11 protein-coding genes and 1 tRNA gene are annotated in these 17,817 nt (G+C 66.8%); 7 read left to right on the plus strand and 5 right to left on the minus strand.

What is annotated here, in order from left to right:
• Nucleotides 1-91: 91 nt before the first annotated feature.
• Both aceF and aceE read right to left on the minus strand, forming a co-directional pair.
• Nucleotides 92-1,735, minus strand: a complete 1,644-nt coding sequence (aceF, locus tag H0X91_RS04515; protein ID WP_012492711.1) for a dihydrolipoyllysine-residue acetyltransferase — start codon at nucleotides 1,733-1,735, stop codon at nucleotides 92-94.
• Between the two features lie 68 nt (nucleotides 1,736-1,803).
• Nucleotides 1,804-4,500, minus strand: a complete 2,697-nt coding sequence (gene aceE / locus H0X91_RS04520) for a pyruvate dehydrogenase (acetyl-transferring), homodimeric type (RefSeq protein ID WP_006482558.1) — start codon at nucleotides 4,498-4,500, stop codon at nucleotides 1,804-1,806.
• Between the two features lie 273 nt (nucleotides 4,501-4,773).
• On the opposite strand from aceE, the gene fixL reads away from it, so the two are divergent.
• The 4 genes from fixL (at nucleotide 4,774) to H0X91_RS04540 (ending at nucleotide 11,360) form a co-directional block, all read left to right on the plus strand.
• Nucleotides 4,774-7,290, plus strand: a complete 2,517-nt coding sequence (fixL, locus tag H0X91_RS04525; protein WP_012492712.1) for an oxygen sensor histidine kinase FixL — start codon at nucleotides 4,774-4,776, stop codon at nucleotides 7,288-7,290.
• A complete protein-coding gene (fixJ, locus tag H0X91_RS04530) occupies nucleotides 7,287-7,925 on the plus strand; it encodes an oxygen response regulator transcription factor FixJ (RefSeq protein WP_006493245.1) in 639 nt (212 codons plus the stop codon). The genes fixL and fixJ overlap by 4 nt, the downstream gene beginning before the upstream one ends.
• Nucleotides 7,926-8,167: 242 nt before the next feature.
• A complete protein-coding gene (gene folD, locus H0X91_RS04535) occupies nucleotides 8,168-9,028 on the plus strand; it encodes a bifunctional methylenetetrahydrofolate dehydrogenase/methenyltetrahydrofolate cyclohydrolase FolD (protein ID WP_006482550.1) in 861 nt (286 codons plus the stop codon).
• 244 nt (nucleotides 9,029-9,272) lie between these two features.
• The gene (locus H0X91_RS04540) at nucleotides 9,273-11,360 is read left to right on the plus strand and encodes a M3 family metallopeptidase (protein WP_006496800.1); all 2,088 of its coding nucleotides are present in this window, start codon (nucleotides 9,273-9,275) and stop codon (nucleotides 11,358-11,360) included.
• Nucleotides 11,361-11,420: 60 nt separating this feature from the next.
• Here the strand turns inward: H0X91_RS04540 and dinB are convergent, their stop codons facing one another.
• Nucleotides 11,421-12,596 carry a DNA polymerase IV gene (gene dinB, locus H0X91_RS04545; RefSeq protein WP_006496799.1) on the minus strand — a complete coding sequence of 392 codons (1,176 nt, stop codon included), beginning with the start codon at nucleotides 12,594-12,596 and terminating at the stop codon, nucleotides 11,421-11,423.
• 165 nt (nucleotides 12,597-12,761) lie between these two features.
• Here dinB and H0X91_RS04550 point away from each other — a divergent pair, with 165 nt between their 5' ends.
• Together H0X91_RS04550 and H0X91_RS04555 are read left to right on the plus strand one after the other, a co-directional pair.
• Nucleotides 12,762-13,454, plus strand: a complete 693-nt coding sequence (locus H0X91_RS04550; protein WP_058901614.1) for an aspartate/glutamate racemase family protein — start codon at nucleotides 12,762-12,764, stop codon at nucleotides 13,452-13,454.
• Between the two features lie 295 nt (nucleotides 13,455-13,749).
• Entirely contained in the window at nucleotides 13,750-14,553 is an 804-nt protein-coding gene (locus H0X91_RS04555) for a DUF3472 domain-containing protein (protein WP_196432838.1), read from the plus strand.
• Nucleotides 14,554-14,650: 97 nt separating this feature from the next.
• Here H0X91_RS04555 and H0X91_RS04560 read toward each other — a convergent pair.
• Nucleotides 14,651-14,727: transfer RNA gene (locus tag H0X91_RS04560), tRNA-Met, on the minus strand.
• Nucleotides 14,728-14,911: 184 nt separating this feature from the next.
• On the opposite strand from H0X91_RS04560, the gene xth reads away from it, so the two are divergent.
• Nucleotides 14,912-15,688, plus strand: a complete 777-nt coding sequence (gene xth / locus H0X91_RS04565) for an exodeoxyribonuclease III (protein ID WP_006482552.1) — start codon at nucleotides 14,912-14,914, stop codon at nucleotides 15,686-15,688.
• A gap of 19 nt (nucleotides 15,689-15,707) precedes the next feature.
• Here xth and H0X91_RS04570 read toward each other — a convergent pair whose 3' ends face one another.
• Nucleotides 15,708-17,816, minus strand: coding sequence for a prolyl oligopeptidase family serine peptidase (locus tag H0X91_RS04570; protein WP_196432839.1), 2,109 nt, complete (start codon nucleotides 17,814-17,816; stop codon nucleotides 15,708-15,710).
• Nucleotide 17,817 lies beyond the last annotated feature (1 nt).

Consider the following 17,817-nt stretch of genomic DNA (forward strand, 5'->3'; position numbering starts at 1 on the left):
ACGCTAGCAGACCGTTAGCGCAACAGGTTCAACGAAAGGGCGTAGAGAACCAACAACAAACCCACGCCCCCGCGAGCCACCTCCCCGCTCATCAAAGAATGATGCGACGGAAATCGCCGAGCAACGCGCCGAGATACGCATTGAACCGCGCGGCTTCCGCGCCATCGATCACGCGATGGTCATACGACAGCGACAGCGGCAGCATGAGACGCGGCACGAACTGCTTGCCGTCCCACACCGGCTTCATCTGGCCGCGCGACAACCCGAGGATCGCCACTTCCGGCGCGTTGATGATCGGCGTGAAGTTCGTCCCGCCGATCCCGCCGAGCGACGAGATCGAGAAGCAGCCGCCCTGCATCTGGTCCGGCTTCAGCTTGCCTTCGCGCGCGGCCTTCGACAGGTCGCTCATTTCCTTCGCGATGTCGACGAGGCCCTTCTTGTCCGCATCGCGGATCACCGGCACGACGAGGCCGTTCGGCGTATCGGCCGCGAAACCGACGTGGAAGTACTGCTTGAACACGAGGTTGTCGCCGTCGAGGCTCGCGTTGAAGGTCGGGAATTTCTTCAGCGCGGCGACGACTGCCTTGATCACGAACGCGAGCATCGTGAACTTCACGCCCGCCTTTTCGTGCTCCTTGTTCAGCTGGACGCGCAGCGCCTCGAGCTCGGTGATGTCCGCTTCGTCGTTGTTCGTGACGTGCGGGATCATCACCCAGTTGCGATGCAGGTTCGCGCCCGAGATCTTCTTGATGCGCGACAGCGGCTTCGCCTCGAACGGGCCGAACTTCGAGAAGTCGACCTTCGGCCACGGCAGCAGGTTCAGCTCGCCGCCGCCTGCCGGCGCGGCTGCCGCGCCCGGCGCCGCACGCTGGCCCGTCATCACGCCCTTCACGAAGCCCGTGACGTCTTCCTTCGTAATGCGGCCCTTCGGACCCGAACCCTGCACGCGTGCGACGTCGACGCCGAGTTCGCGTGCGAACTTGCGGACCGACGGCGATGCGTGGCTGGCGCGGTATTCGCCCGACGGCGCGGCGGCCGGGGCGGCGGCTGCCGGTGCCGGCGCAGCCTTCGCAGGCGCGGGCGCCGGTGCAGCGGCAGGCGCGGGCGCGGCAGCGGCCGGAGCCGGTGCGCTGGCCTGCGGTGCGGCAGCCGGTGCGCCGGCGGCTTCGAGCAGCACGATCAGCGTGCCTTCCGACACCGAATCGCCCACCTTGACCTTGATGTCCTTCACGACGCCGGCGGCCGGGCTCGGCACGTCCATCGTCGCCTTGTCCGATTCGAGCGTGACGAGCGACTGTTCCTTCTCGACCGTGTCGCCGACCTTCACGCCGATCTCGATCACCGGAACGTCCTTGTAGTCGCCGATGTCGGGCACCTTCACTTCCAGCGTGCCGCCGGATGCTGCCGGGGCGGCAGCGGGCGCAGCGGCGGCCGGCGCCGCTGCGGGAGCCGGCGCTGCTGCCGGCGCGGCCGCGCCGTTCGCCTGGGCGCCTGCGCCGCCTTCGAGCAGGACGATCAGCGAGCCTTCCGACACGGAATCGCCGACCTTGACCTTGATTTCCTTCACGACGCCGCCGACCGGGCTCGGCACGTCCATCGTCGCCTTGTCCGACTCGAGCGTGACGAGCGACTGCTCGGGCTCGACCGTATCGCCCACCTTCACGCCGATCTCGATGACCGGCACGTCCTTGTAATCGCCGATATCCGGCACCTTCACTTCGATCGCTTGACTCATCTGTTTCTGTCTCCATGGCCGCGCGCGCTCCTCGCGGGAGCGGCGCGCGGCATCACACGGCGTGTGCGTTAAACGGTCATCGGGTTGGGCTTGGACGGATCGAGGTTGTACTTGGCGATCGCGTCCGCGACCACCTTGCGCTCGATCGTGCCTTCGTCGGCCAGCGCGTTGAGCGCGGCGACGGTGACCCAGTGACGGTCGACCTCGAAGAAGTGACGCAGCTTCTCGCGGGTATCCGAACGGCCAAAGCCGTCGGTGCCCAGCACGACGAAGCGGCGATCGATCTGGCCACGGATCTGGTCGACCAGCGCACGGACGTAGTCGGTCGATGCGATGACCGGGCCCTGCGTGTCCTTCAGGCACTTCTGCACGTGCGACAGGCGACGCTCTTCGGTCGGATGGAGCAGGTTCCAGCGCTCGACCTCATGGCCTTCGCGCGCGAGTTCCGTGAAGCTCGGCACGCTCCACAGGTCGGCGGCGACGCCCCAGTCATTCTTCAGCAGGTCGGCGGCGGCGATCACTTCGTTGAAGATCGTGCCCGCGCCGAGCAGCTGGACGCGCGGCGCCTTCTTGTCGGCGTCGGCCTTCTTGAACGCGTACATGCCCTTGATGATGTCGGCCGCCACGTGCTCGCCCTGCGGAATCGCCGGGTGCTCGTAGTTTTCGTTCATCACCGTGATGTAGTAGTACACGTCTTCCTGCTCCTGCACCATGCGGCGCAGGCCGTCCTGGATGATCACCGCGAGTTCGTAGCCGAACGTCGGGTCGTAGCTCACACAGTTCGGCACCGAGGCCGCCCACAGCAGCGAGTGACCGTCTTCGTGCTGCAGGCCTTCGCCGTTCAGCGTCGTCCGGCCCGCCGTGCCGCCCAGCAGGAAGCCGCGCGAACGCATGTCGCCCGCGGCCCACGCGAGGTCGCCGATCCGCTGGAAGCCGAACATCGAGTAGAAGATGTAGAACGGCACCATGATCTCGCCGTGCGTCGAATACGACGTCGCCGCCGCGATCCAGTCGCACATGCCGCCCGCCTCGTTGATGCCTTCCTGCAGGATCTGGCCGGTCTGCGATTCCTTGTAGAACATGAGCTGGTCGGAATCTTCCGGCACGTACTTCTGGCCTTCCTGGTTCCAGATACCGATCTGGCGGAACAGGCCTTCCATGCCGAACGTACGCGATTCGTCCGGGACGATCGGCACGACGCGCTTGCCGAGCGCCTTATCCTTCAGCAGGATGTTCAGGATCCGCACGAACGCCATCGTCGTCGAGATCTCGCGGCCTTCGCCCGTGCCCTTCAAGAGCGGCTCGAACGCGTCGAGCGCCGGCACCGGCAGCGACGTCGCCTTCTCGCGGCGGTGCGGCAGGTAGCCGCCGAGGTCCATGCGCTTCTGGCGCATGTATTCGAGTTCCTTCGAACCTTCCTCGAACTTGAGGTACGGCACGTCGGCGATCTGCTCGTCGGTGATCGGCAGGCGGAACTGGTCACGGAACTTCTTCAGTTGCTCGACCGGCAGCTTCTTCTGCTGGTGCGTGATGTTCATCGCCTGGCCCGACTCGCCCATCCCGTAGCCCTTGATGGTCTTCGCGAGGATGACGGTCGGCGCGCCCTTCGTGTTCGTGGCTTCGTGGAACGCCGCGTAGATCTTGTGCGGATCGTGACCGCCGCGGTTCAGCGCCCAGATGTCGTCGTCCGACCAGTCGGCGACCAGCGCCTTCAGTTCAGGCGTGTTGAAGAAGTGCTCGCGCACGTACGCGCCCGACTCCGACTTGTACGTCTGGTATTCGCCGTCGACGCACTCCATCATGCGGCGCATCAGCGCGCCCGACTTGTCGCGCGCGAACAGCGCATCCCAGCGGCTGCCCCAGATGACCTTGATCACGTTCCAGCCGGCGCCGCGGAATTCCGATTCGAGTTCCTGGATGATCTTGCCGTTGCCGCGCACCGGGCCGTCGAGACGCTGCAGGTTGCAGTTGATCACGAACACGAGGTTGTCGAGCTTCTCGCGGCTCGCCATGCCGATCGCGCCGAGCGATTCCGGCTCGTCCGTCTCGCCGTCGCCGAGGAACGCCCACACCTTGCGGCCTTCCGTCTTCGCGATGCCGCGCGACTCCAGGTACTTCATGAAGCGCGCCTGGTAGATCGCCATGATCGGGCCGAGACCCATCGACACGGTCGGGAACTGCCAGAAATCCGGCATCAGCCACGGGTGCGGGTACGACGAGATGCCCTTGCCGTCGACTTCCTGGCGGAAGTTGTCGAGCTGCTCTTCCGACAGACGGCCGAGCAGGAACGCGCGCGAGTACACGCCCGGCGACGAGTGGCCCTGCACGAACACGAGATCGCCGCCGTGCTGGTCGGACGCTGCGTGCCAGAAGTGGTTGTAGCCGACGTCGTAGAGCGTCGCGGCCGACGCGAACGACGCGATGTGGCCGCCGACGTTCGTGTCCTTGCCTGCGCGCAGCACCATCGCCAGCGCGTTCCAGCGCGTGTACGAACGGATGCGGTGCTCGATGTCCTGGTCGCCCGGAATCTTCGCCTGGGCTTCGACCGGAATCGTGTTGATGTACGGGGTATTGGCGGAGAACGGCAGGTGTTCGCCGTGCATGCGGGCGAATTCGATCTGCTTTTCGATCAGGTAATGCGCACGGCCAGTGCCCACGGAGGAGATCACGCCATCGAGCGACTCCAGCCACTCGACGGTTTCTTGCGGGTCGTCGTCACGTTCGGCGGCGACATATTTCATCACTTCGTTCGGTACAGCGGACATTCTCGTCTCCTGGGTCCTGGAATGTGAGGATCGCTCTCGTGCAGACGACGCGACGCGGCCGGCTGCGGGCAAGCTCCAGCGGATTGTAATGAGCGTGGACGGGCCCGCGCAACAAAATTTTCGAATTGTGAGATCTTTTCTCGTAATGCGGAATATTGCTGCGCTGCACCCATATTTCGGGGCTCTCCGGCACGTCTCGTCGGAACAAAACCGTTTCCGTTCAACATATCCGGTATAGGTTTTCCATGTATTGCGCTGCGCTACAATCCTGCCATGTTGACCGATCGGCTTTTCGCACGCTCGGCGCGACCGCCGGGCCCGCCGGCGGAGTCGCAGCCGTCCCGTTGGCACCACGGACCGTGGTGGTCCAATTCCTATTTGCTGACGCCGCTGCTGTCGATCCTGGTGTTCCTCGTGGTGATGAGCCTCATCCTGTGGAGCCTGAACCGGCGCGAACAGCAGCAGCAGGAAGACACCCTGTTTCGCAACGTCGCGTGGGCCCAGCAGCAGATCCGCCTGTCGATGACGGGCGCGCAGGAACAGTTGCAGGCGCTGTCGCGCGATCTCGCGTCCGGCCGTCTCGACCAGAATGCATTCCAGATGGCCGTCGCGGACGTGATGCAGACGCATCCGGAAATCCTTTACCTGAACTGGTATACGGCGCCCGGCGTGCAACGCTGGCCCACCGTGCATCCGCCGCTGCTCGGCCAGCGCCTCGCGAAGCCCGGCGACGCACAGATGCAGGACGCCGTGCGCGGCGCGTACGACGAGGCGCGCAGCACGCGCCGCCAGGCCTATTCGCCGCTGATCTACGACGACTTCGGTAACGGCTTCATCACGTTGCAGACGCCCGTGATGCGCGGCGACCGCGACTATCTCGGCTCGATCGCCGCGGTGTTCTCGGTCGAGGGCATCCTGAAGCATGACATCCCGCAGGAACTGTCGTCGAAATACAAGATCTCGATCACCGATTCGAACAACCGCGAACTGTCGTCCACGTCGACACGCCCGCGCCTGCCGCGCGACTCCCACTACGATCTGCCGCTCGACCCGCCCGGCCAGGGGCTGACGGTGCGCGTGTATGCGTTCCCGCAGCTCACCAACCTGACCAACAACACGCTCGTGTGGCTCGTCGCCGGCCTGTCGTGCTTCGTGCTGTGGAGCCTCTGGAGCCTGTGGAAGCACACGCGCCAGCGCTTCGAGGCGCAGCAGGCGCTGTACGCGGAAGCGTTCTTCCGCCGCGCGATGGAAAACTCGGTGCTGATCGGCATGCGCGTGCTCGACATGCACGGCCGCATCACGCACGTGAACCCTGCCTTCTGCCGGATGACGGGCTGGGACGAAACCGATCTCGTCGGCAAGGTCGCACCGTTCCCGTACTGGCCGCGCGACGCGTACCCGGAAATGCAGCGCCAGCTCGACATGACGCTGCGCGGCAAGGCGCCGAGCTCGGGCTTCGAGCTGCGCGTGCGGCGCAAGAACGGCACGCTGTTCCATGCGCGCCTGTACGTGTCACCGCTGATCGACAGCTCGGGCCGCCAGACCGGCTGGATGTCGTCGATGACCGACATCACCGAGCCGAAGCGCGCGCGCGAAGAGCTCGCGGCCGCGCACGAACGCTTCACGACGGTGCTCGAAAGCCTCGACGCCGCGGTGTCGGTGCTCGCCGCCGACGAAGCCGAGCTGCTGTTCGCGAACCGCTACTACCGCCACCTGTTCGGCATTCGTCCGGACGGCCACCTGGAGCTGTCGGGCGGCGGCTTCGACCGCGCGCAGGCGTCGTCCGACTCGATCGACATGGTCGACGCGTTCGCGGGGCTGCCGGCCGCCGCGCTGACGAGCAGCACCGCCGATGCGCAGGAGGTGTACGTCGAGAGCATCCAGAAGTGGTTCGAGGTGCGCCGCCAGTACATCCAGTGGGTGGACGGCCACCTCGCGCAGATGCAGATCGCGACCGACATCACGACCCGCAAGAAAGCGCAGGAGCTCGCGCATCAGCAGGAAGAAAAGCTGCAGTTCACGAGCCGATTGATGACGATGGGTGAAATGGCGTCGTCGATTGCTCACGAATTGAATCAGCCGCTCGCCGCGATCAACAACTACTGCTCGGGTACGCTCGCGCTCGTGAAGAGCGGCCGCGGCACGCCCGAGACGCTGCAGCCCGCGCTGGAAAAGACCGCGCAGCAGGCGCTGCGCGCGGGGATGATCGTCAAGCGGATCCGCGAATTCGTGAAGCGCAGCGAGCCGAAGCGCCAGCCGGCACGGGTCGCGGACATCGTCGCCGATGCGGTCGGGCTGGCCGAAATCGAGGCCAGAAAGCGCAGGATCCGGATCGTCACGGAAATCCTCGCAAGAATGCCTATTATTTATGTCGACCCCGTGCTGATCGAACAGGTGCTGATGAACCTGATGAAGAACGCAGCCGAGGCGATGGCCGACGTGAAGCCGGCGTCGGCGGACGGCGTGATCCGCGTCGTCGCCGACATCGATGCGGGCTTCGTCGACATCCGTGTGATCGACCAGGGCCCGGGCGTCGACGAAGCGACCGCCGAGCGCCTGTTCGAACCGTTTTACAGCACCAAGTCCGATGGCATGGGCATGGGGCTGAACATCTGCCGTTCGATCATCGAATCGCATCGGGGGCGTCTGTGGGTGGTCAACAACGTCGAGCCGGATGGCCGCATTTCCGGCGCGACGTTCCACTGCAGCCTGCCCATTGGGGAACCCGCTGATCTCGGCCAAGGGGGGCGCGAGGCATCGGCATCACATACCGTTACGGGAGAACTATGAATAGCCCTGTCACCACCACTCAGGAAACCGTCTTTGTCGTCGACGACGACGAGGCCGTACGGGACTCGCTGCGCTGGCTGCTGGAGGCGAACGGCTATCGCGTGCAATGCTTCTCGAGCGCCGAGCAGTTCCTCGATGCCTACCAGCCGGCGCAGCAGGCCGGCCAGATCGCGTGCCTGATCCTCGACGTGCGGATGTCGGGCATGAGCGGCCTCGAATTGCAGGAACGCCTGATCGCCGACAATGCCGCGCTGCCGATCATCTTCGTCACGGGTCACGGCGACGTGCCGATGGCCGTGTCGACGATGAAAAAGGGTGCGATGGACTTTATCGAGAAACCGTTCGACGAAGCCGAGCTGCGCAAGCTCGTCGAGCGGATGCTCGACAAGGCCCGAAGCGAAAGCAAGAGCGTCCAGGAACAGCGTGCCGCGAGCGAACGCCTGTCGAAGCTGACCGCGCGCGAGCAGCAGGTGCTCGAGCGGATCATCGCCGGCCGCCTGAACAAGCAGATCGCCGACGACCTCGGCATCAGCATCAAGACGGTCGAGGCGCACCGCGCGAACATCATGGAAAAGCTCAACGTCAACACGGTGGCCGACCTGCTGCGCCTCGCGCTGTCGAAGAAGCAGGCCTGAGCGGGTTCTCCGGCCGCGGCGGCACGGCCCGCCCGGCCCGCAACCGGTATTTGCCGCCCCGCGCGATGCGGCCCACTCGCGCGGCGGCGGCCGTTCCTCCCGGCGCGCACGCGCCGCGGCCATGACGCTTCCCGTTGATTCGCTGTCGGACGGCAGCAGGCGAACGGTATAATTACGTGCTTTGCTACGGCGCTTCGCGCGTCGTACGCCCGCATTCCAACTTCCCGGCAGGACCCACCACCATGACAGCCCTCCTCATCGACGGCAACGCCCTCTCGAAGACCCTGCGCGGTCAGGCCGCCGAGCGCGCCGCCGCACTGACCGCCCGCGGCCACCAGCCCGGTCTCGCGGTGATCCTCGTCGGCGAAAATCCGGCGAGCGAAGTCTACGTGCGCAACAAGATCAAGGCGTGCGAGGACAACGGTTTCTTCTCGCTGAAGGATGCGTACCCGGCCACGCTGTCGGAAGCCGACCTGCTCGCGCGCATCGACGAACTGAACCGCGACCCGAAGATCCACGGCATCCTCGTCCAGTTGCCGCTGCCCGCGCACATCGACAGCCACAAGGTGATCGAGGCGATCGCGCCGGAAAAGGACGTCGACGGCTTTCACGTCGCGAACGCCGGCGCGCTGATGACCGGCAAGCCGCTGTTCCGCCCGTGCACGCCGTACGGCGTGATGAAGATGTTCGAAGCGCACGGCATTGCGCTGCAGGGCGCGAACGCGGTCGTGATCGGCCGCTCGAACATCGTCGGCAAGCCGATGGCGATGATGCTGCTCGACGCCGGCGCGACCGTGACGATTTGCCACAGCAAGACGCGCGACCTCGCCGCGCATACGCGCGAGGCCGACATCGTGGTCGCCGCGGTCGGCAAGCGCAACATCCTGACCGCCGACATGGTAAAGCCGGGCGCGACGGTGATCGACGTCGGCATGAACCGTGACGACGCAGGCAAGCTGTGCGGCGACGTCGATTTCGCGGGCGTGAAGGAAGTCGCCGGCTACATCACGCCGGTGCCGGGCGGCGTCGGTCCGATGACCATCACGATGCTGCTGATCAACACGATCGAATCCGCCGAACGCGCCGCGGCCGCCGCGGCCTGACGCGCCACCCGCCCAGCCGGCGCGCGCTTCCGTGCGCCGGTGTCTCGCCAGCCGCAATCGCCCGGCTGCATCGCGCCAGCCGGCGCGCCCCGCTGCGCATCCGACCCTGCATCAATCGCGTCATTAGAAACTAACGATTGGAAAGCGCACGATGCGCCCCAATAATGTCGGTATCGGGCGCGTTCGCGCGCCGCCGCCGTTACCCTTTTCATCCCGGTTCATCCGGCAACAGACAGGGAGTCTTATGTCCGCCAGCGCCAACACCAATCCGCTCCTCGACTTCTCCGGCCTGCCCCGTTTCGGCGAGATCCGCCCGGAACACGTGACGCCCGCGCTCGATACGCTGCTCGATGCCGCCAGCCGCGCCGTCGAAGCCGCGAGCGCGAGCGACACGCCGTCGACGTGGGCCGCCGTCGTCGAGACGGTCGAGCGGGCCACGGAGCCGCTCGGCCGCGCATGGGGCATCGTCGGCCACCTGAATGCGGTCGCCGACACGCCCGAACTGCGGGCTGCGTACGGTGAAAACCTGCCGCGCGTGACCGAATTCTGGTCGAGCGTCGGCCAGAATCTCGCGCTGTACGAAAAGTACAAGGCGATCGCCGCGAGCGCCGAATACGCGACGCTGTCGGCCGAGCGCAAGAAGATCCTCGACAATGCGCTGCGCGACTTCCGCCTGTCGGGCGCCGAGCTGCCGGAGGACCAGAAGCCGCGCTTCGCGGAACTGCAGGAACAGCAGGCCGCGCTGTCGAAGGCGTTCTCCGATCACGTGCTCGACGCGACCAACGCGTACGCGTACTTCGCCCACGACGAAGCCGAGCTGGCCGGCCTGCCCGGCGACGCGATCGAGGCCGCCCGCGAAGCCGCGCAGAAGGACGGCAAGGAAGGCTGGAAATTCACGCTGCATTTCCCGTCGTACTTCCCGGTGCTGCAGTACGCGGACAACCGCGCGCTGCGCGAGACGCTCTACCGCGCCTATGCGACGCGCGCGTCGGAGCTCGGGCCGCAATACGGCGACGGCAAGGCCGAATGGGACAACACGGCGATCGTCGCCGACGAGCTGAAGCTGCGCCGCGAAGAGGCGCAGATGCTCGGCTACCGCAATTTCGCCGAAGTGTCGCTCGCGCCGAAGATGGCCGAATCGCCGCAGCAGGTGATCGCATTCCTCGAGGATCTCGCGACGCGCGCCCGCCCGCACGCGGACAAGGACTGGGACGAACTGCGCACGTTCGCCGCGAAGGAGCTCGGCCTCGCCGAACTCGCCCCGTGGGACGTCGCGTACGCGGCCGAAAAACTCCGCCAGCAGCGCTATGCGTTCTCGGAAAACGAGGTCAAGCAGTACTTCCCGGAACCGGCCGCGCTGAAGGGCCTGTTCACCGTCACCGAAACGCTGTTCGGCGTGCGGATCAAGCCGGACGACGCGCCGGTGTGGCACAAGGACGTGCGCTTCTTCCGCGTCGAGAACCGCGACGGCTCGCTCGTCGCGCAGTTCTACCTCGACCTGTACGCACGCGAAGGCAAGCGCGGCGGCGCGTGGATGGACGACGCGCGGTCGCGCGCGAAGCGCGGCGGCGACGTGCAGACGCCCGTTGCGTACCTGACCTGCAACTTCTCCGCGCCGGTCGGCGGCAAACCCGCGTGCTTCACGCACGATGAAGTCATCACGCTGTTCCATGAATTCGGCCACGGGCTGCACCACATGCTCACGCGCGTCGACGAGCTCGGCGTGTCGGGCATCAACGGCGTCGAATGGGATGCGGTCGAACTGCCGTCGCAGTTCATGGAAAACTTCTGCTGGGAATGGGACGTGCTGTCGTCGATGTCGTCGCACGTCGACACGGGTGCGTCGCTGCCGCGCGAACTGTTCGACAAGATGATCGCCGCGAAGAACTTCCAGAGCGGGCTCGGCACGCTGCGCCAGATCGTGTTCTCGATGTTCGACATGCTGCTGCACGTCGACTTCGACCCGGCCGGCACCACCGGCGTGACCGCGTTCGCACGCGAGATCAACGAGCGCTATCACGTGATCCCGCAGGCGCCGTTCTCGCGCTGGCCGAACACGTTCAGCCACATCTTCGCGGGCGGCTATGCGGCCGGCTACTACAGCTACAAGTGGGCCGAAGTGCTGTCGGCCGATGCGTACGCGGCGTTCGAGGAAGCGGCCGCCGCCAGCGGCAGCGTGCTCGACGCGGCAACCGGCACGCGCTATCGCCGCGAAATCCTCGAGGTCGGCGGCAGCCGTCCGGCGATGGAATCGTTCAAGGCGTTCCGCGGCCGCGAGCCGCAGATCGACGCGCTGCTGCGCCACAACGGGATGGCCGCGTCCGCGCACTGAGCGCGCGTAGCCCGGCTCGTCCGGCCGCATCGACAGGCACCGCTCCGGCGGTGCCTTTTTTCATGGCGCGGGCGTGCCGTCGCCCACTTCGTCGTCGAACAGCAGGAATTGCCCGTGGCGCTCGGCCGTGTCCTCGTCGATGCGCACGCCGACGCCCAGCAGCCGAACCGGCTGCGCGCGCCGCAGCAACCCCTTCGCGAGCAGCGTGACGGCCGTCTCGGCGTTGGTCGCATCGGCCACGCACTCGACCGTCGTGCGCTGGAAATCGGCGAAGCGGATCTTCACGTACAGCTTGCGGATCGACCGCACGGCGCCCGCGCGCTCGATCCGCGCGTCGAGTTGCACGACGAGGCGGCGGATTTCGTCCGCGCATTGCTCGAGCGTCGTCAGGTCGGTCACGTAGGTCGTCTCGACGCTGACCGACTTGCGCTCCTGGTCGGCCTGCACCGGCCGCTCGTCGATCCCGCGCGACAGCTGGTACAACCGCCGCCCGAACGCGCCGAACTCGCGGTGCAGGTCGATCAGCGGCCAGTCGCGCAACTGCGCGCAGGTCTGGATGCCGAGCCGGTCGAGCCGCGTGGCCGTCACCTTGCCGACGCCGTGCAGCTTGCGCACCGGCAGCGCCGCGACGAACGCATCGATCTCGTGCGGCCGCACGACGAACAGCCCGTCGGGCTTGTTCCAGTCGGACGCGATCTTCGCGATGAACTTGTTCGGCGCAACGCCCGCCGACACGGTTACGCCGACCGTCTCGCGCACCCGCTCGCGGATCTCGCGCGCAATCAGCGTCGCACTGCCCTGGCAACGTTCGGACCCGCTGACGTCGAGATAGGCTTCGTCGAGCGACAGCGGCTCGACGTCCGGCGTGTAGTCGCGATAGATCGCCATGATCTGCCGCGACGCCGCGCGATACTTGTCCATCGCGGACGGCAGGATCAGCAGGTCCGGACACTTGCGCATCGCCAGCGCCGACGACATCGCCGAATGCACGCCGTAGCGCCGCGCCTCGTAGTTGCAGGTCGCAATCACGCCGCGCTGGTCGGGACGGCCACCGACCGCGAGCGGCCGGTTGCGCAGCGACGGGTCGTCGCGCATCTCGACCGACGCGTAGAAGCAGTCGCAGTCGCAATGAATGATCTTGCGCATGCGCGGCGGCGCGTCGCCGGGCGGCGGCGCGTGCGGATCGGCAGGCGGAATGGTGGTCGGACTCACGGTGCCGATACTGTACAAAAACACAGTGCCGGTTTCAACTGCCGCGTGCGGCCGAAGCCGGCCGCCCGTAGCCGGCCATGCGCAACCGGCTGCGCCGTACCGGCCCGGTTTGTGCGGATCGTACCGGCCGGGCACGGGCAGCGACACCTATACTCGTCTGCCGCGAGACACGGAACGCAAAGGTGACGGATGAAGACGATCGGACTGATCGGTGGCATGAGCTGGGAATCGTCGGCCGAGTACTACCGGATGATCAACCGGCACTCGAAGGCATTGCACGGCGGGCATCACAACGCGAAGAGCGTGCTGGTCACGGTCGACTTCGCCGAAATCGAATCGCTGCAACGCACGCACGACTGGGCCGCGCTCGGCGAGCGGATGGCCGACGCCGCGCGGCAACTCGAAGCAGCGGGCGCCGACCTCGTCGTCCTGACGACCAATACGATGCATCGGGTGCACGACGCGATCGAGGCCGCGGTGATGCTGCCGTTCCTGCACATCGCCGATCCGACCGGCAGCGCGCTGCGCGCCGCGGGTGTCGAGCGCGTCGCGCTGCTCGGCACGCGCTACACGATGGAGTTGCCGTTCTACGCGGCGCGGCTGCGCGAGAAGTTCGGGCTCGACGTACTGGTACCGGACGAACCCGGGCGCGACGACGTGCACCGGATCATCTACGACGAGCTGTGCCACGGCGTCATCTCGGCGCAATCGCGCGCGACGTACGTGTCGATCATCGACGCACTGGCCACGCGCGGCGCACAGGCGGTGATCCTCGGCTGCACGGAAATCACGCTGCTGATCGGTGCGGACGACTCGCCGCTGCCGGTATTCGATACGACCGCGCTGCATGCGAAAGCGGCCGTCGAGTGGGCGGCGCGCTGAACGACACACGCCGTCGCGTACCGACACGCGTCGCCGAATGGCATCGCCGCATTGTTTCGTGCGCCGGGATTCACTCTCCCGACGTACGCGTCGCGGCTCGCCCGACGCCCTGCTCTCGCCCGTCACACGGGCCGGTACGAACGGCCCGCGCATCACGCGCCCCGGTTCACACGGACGCGTCGACACGACGGCTTGTCCCTTGGTAATAAAGTGACTGCAAATTGGTACGCGAGCAGCGCCACCGCAATCGACGCTGCTCGTCGCGGTCTCTTTTCCACCAACGGGAAACAGGAACATGAAAAGACTCAGCACCGTATTCGGCGCGCTGCTTGCCGTGTCGGCCACGCTCAACGCGCATGCCGACCCGAATATCGCCGCATCGGCCGCCACGACGCCCAGCGACGGCTTCGATCGCATAACGTGGGACATCACGCCTGAAGTCGTGCCGACCGAGGTCAACGCCAGCTACTACTGGGCCAACCAGTTGTCGTCGCAACATGGCGGGCACGCGATGTACACCGGCATCCAGCCGCGCACCCGCGGCACCAACGTGGTGATCTTCAGCGCGTTCGGCACCGGCACGGCGCCGCTGTCGGCGAATTGCCGCGGCGGCGCCGACGGCGGTTCCGGCACGTCGTGCTCGATCGCCTACCAGTGGAAAACCGGCCATGCCTATCGGCTGCAGGTCACCGTGACGCAGGCCAATCGCAGCGACGGGCGCTCGACCGTCGACGGCTTCATCACGGACGTCGCCACCGGCGCCACGACGCCGACCGGCAGCATCGCGGTGCCGGCGGACTGGGGCGGCCTGTCGAATTCGGCTTATCTGTTCGACGAATACTTTCCGTTCAATGCTGCGTCGAAGGACCCGATGCAGCGGCCATGCGTGCCGTACGCGCGCTACATGACGTCACTGCCGCATTTCTACCTGAAGGACGTCGACTACCCGACGACCGAGCGGTCGATCCGGCTGAATACGGGGAAGGACAAGTGCGCGGTGCTGTCGGGCACGCCGAACGCACGGGCCACGCTGGTCAACACGACGACCTATCAGCTCGAGAACGGCTTCCTGCCCGGGAGCCCGGGCGCGCCGAAATAACAGGCGGACGCGGAAAACAAAAAACCCGGCACGGAGCCGGGTTTTTCGTGGACGAAGTGCGCATCGGTCAATTGCGCCGCACATCGTCTGGTGTGCTTGGTTGCGGGGACAGGATTTGAACCTGTGACCTTCGGGTTATGAGCCCGACGAGCTGCCAGACTGCTCCACCCCGCGTCAGAGAAATAAATTATAGGGTGAGGAAGTACTCACGTCAATACTTTTGTCACAATTTCCGGTTCTGCTGCCCGAGCGGCGATGCGTGACACATGCGCGAGCCTGCATGACCTTGTGCGTTCGCACCCCATGCTCGCGGTAAGATGGCGGCCTTCGCATTCACGCCGCACGCACCCTCCCGTTCATGAAAATCGCCACCTGGAACGTCAATTCGCTCAACGTCCGCAAACAGCACGTGCTCGACTGGCTCGCGCAAAGCGGCACCGACGTACTGTGCCTGCAGGAGCTGAAGCTGCCGGACGAGAAATTCCCGCGCGCCGATCTCGAGGCGGCCGGCTACCGCAGCTGGTTCACGGGCCAGAAGACCTACAACGGTGTCGCGATCCTCGCGCGCGACACGCTCGTCGTCGACGAATCGGACGTCGTGCGCAACATCCCCGGCTTCGACGATCCGCAGCAGCGCGTGATCGCCGCGACGGTCGACGGCGTGCGCATCGTGTCCGCCTACTTCCCGAACGGCCAGGCGCTCGACTCCGACAAGTTCGTCTACAAGATGCAGTGGCTCGACGCGCTGCAGGCGTGGCTGCGCACCGAGCTGCAACGCTACCCGAAGCTCGCGCTGCTCGGCGACTACAACATCGCGCCGGAAGACCGCGACGTGCACGATCCGGCGAAATGGGAAGGCCAGAACCTCGTGTCACCGCAGGAGCGCGCGCACTTCGCGCAGCTGATCGAACTCGGCTTCGTCGATGCGTTCCGCCGCTTCGAGCAGCCCGAGAAAACCTTCACGTGGTGGGACTACCGGATGATGGCATTCCGCCGCAACGCGGGACTGCGCATCGACCACATCCTGCTGTCGCCGGAACTCGCGGCGACCTGCGCGTCGTGCGAAGTCGATCGCACGCCGCGCACGTGGGAACAGCCGTCCGACCACACGCCCGTCGTCGCGATCGTCGGCTGATCTTCCGGCCCGCGCGCGATCAGCGCCGCGCGGGCGCCGGCCCGAGATGGGCCCACAGGAAGCCGAATTCGGCCGCATCGGCTTCCGCGCGTTCGAGATCGTCCGCGCTGCCGTGGCCGCCGTCGGTGTTCTCCCAGTACCACACCCGTCCGTGACCGAGCGCCTGCATGCGCGCCGCCATCTTGCGCGCATGCGCGGGATGCACGCGGTCGTCGCGGGTCGACGTCGTCAGCAACAACGGCGGATACACGACCCCTTCGCGCACCCGGTGATACGGCGAATACGCGGCCAGCGCCGCGCCTTCGCGCGGATCGTCCGGGTCGCCGTATTCGTCGAGCCATGCGGCGCCCGCGTGCAGCTTCGGATAGCGCTGCATGTCCAGCAGCGGCACGCGGCACAGCACCGCGCCGAACAGCTCCGGCCGCTGCATCATGCACGCGGCGACCAGCAGCCCGCCGTTGCTGCCGCCCTCGATCCCGAGCTGCGCGGCGCTCGTCACACCGGTCGCGGCCAGATCCTCGGCGACCGCGATGAAATCGTCGAACGAACGCTGACGATGTTCACGCTGCGCGTCGGTGTGCCAGCGCGGCCCGAATTCGCCGCCGCCGCGGATGTGCGCGAACGCCATCACGCCGCCGCGTTCGAGCCATCCGATGCCGAACGCATCGCTGTAGCCCGGCAGGTTCGGGATCGCAAAGCCGCCATAGCCCGACAGCAGGCATGGCCGCGCGACGCGCGCCCCGCCCGGCGGTGCGTCGAGCGCATCGCGCGGCCCGATCAGCGTGTACGGCACCACCGTGCCGTCCCGCGAACGCGCGCTCGCGCGGCGGACGACCAGCCCGGCCGCGTCGAACTGCACCGGCGGCCGGTCGAGCAGCACGCGGCGCGACGGCGCATCGTCCGCGCGATCGGCCAGATCGGCCAGCCAGCATTCGGGCGGATCGAGGTAGGTGTCGACGTCGACGTACACCTCGTCGTTCAGCGTCGACTCGACGGGCTCGACGTCGATCTGTGCATCTCCCGGCCAGTCGAACGGCCGCGCATCCCACGTCCACGACCCGTCGTCGGCCTGCCGCGGCTGCCACAGCATCGTACGGTTGTGCACGTCGTCGAGCCAGCTCGCGATCAGCGTCGTGCGCGTGTGCGTCCACGTACAGGCGGACGTGGTCGGCCGCGGTGCGAACAGCGTCGTGAATTCGCGCGCGCCGGCGAGGAACGCCTGCTCGCGAATCGCCAGCAGCGAGCCGCCCGCGTGGCGCACACCGTCGCAATCCCAGTCGAGGCGCGGCTCCAGCACGAGCCAGCCTTCCCAGAACCCGACCTCGACATGCGTCGGCACGTCGTAGCGCGCCCATTCGCCCGCGTCGGTCAGCCGGTACGCATGCGCGTCGAAGAAATCGACGCTGCGCCACGCAACGTGGCGGCGGTCGATCGGGTCGTACCACGCACCCGCGCTGATGTCGTCCGGCTCGCCGCTGAACACGACGGGCGCGTCGGCGAGCGCCGTGCCGCGCACCCAGCGCCGCGCTTCATACGGATAACCGGCTGCAGTCGCATGCGCTTCGCCGCGATCCCAGCTCACGTACACGGTGTCGCGGTCGATCCAGCCGACCGTATGATGGCCCGGCGCGTCGATCGTGAAGCCGCCGTCCACGAACCGGCGCTCGACGAGATCGAATTCGCGCACGACGACCGCATCGGCGCCGCCCGGCGACAGCGACAGCAGCACGCGATCGCCGTCCGGATACAGGATCGCCTCCTGCTCGAACACCCACGACTCGCCCTCTTCGGCGCCGAGCGCGTCGACGTCGAGCAGCGTCTCCCACGCAGGTTGGCCGGCACGCCAGTCGGCCCAGCGCGTGCGGCGCCACAGTCCCTTCGGGTGAAGATCGTCCTGCCACAGGTCGTACGCCCAGTCGCGCCAGCGGGTCGGAATCACCGGGCGTTCACGCGGCAGATACGCTTTCGCGAGACGCGCGGTCAGCGCGCGATAGGCATCGTCGTCGCGCAGCGCGGCGCGCGTACGCGCATTCTGCTCGTCGACCCACGTGCGGGCGCGCTTGCTGTCGAGCGCTTCGAGGAAACGGAACGGGTCGGCCCCGGCGGGCCAGCGGAAGGATTCGGACATG

It is taken from the genome of Burkholderia sp. 9777_1386, from assembly GCF_015712265.1.
Taxonomy (GTDB): Bacteria; Pseudomonadota; Gammaproteobacteria; order Burkholderiales; family Burkholderiaceae; genus Burkholderia; species Burkholderia cenocepacia.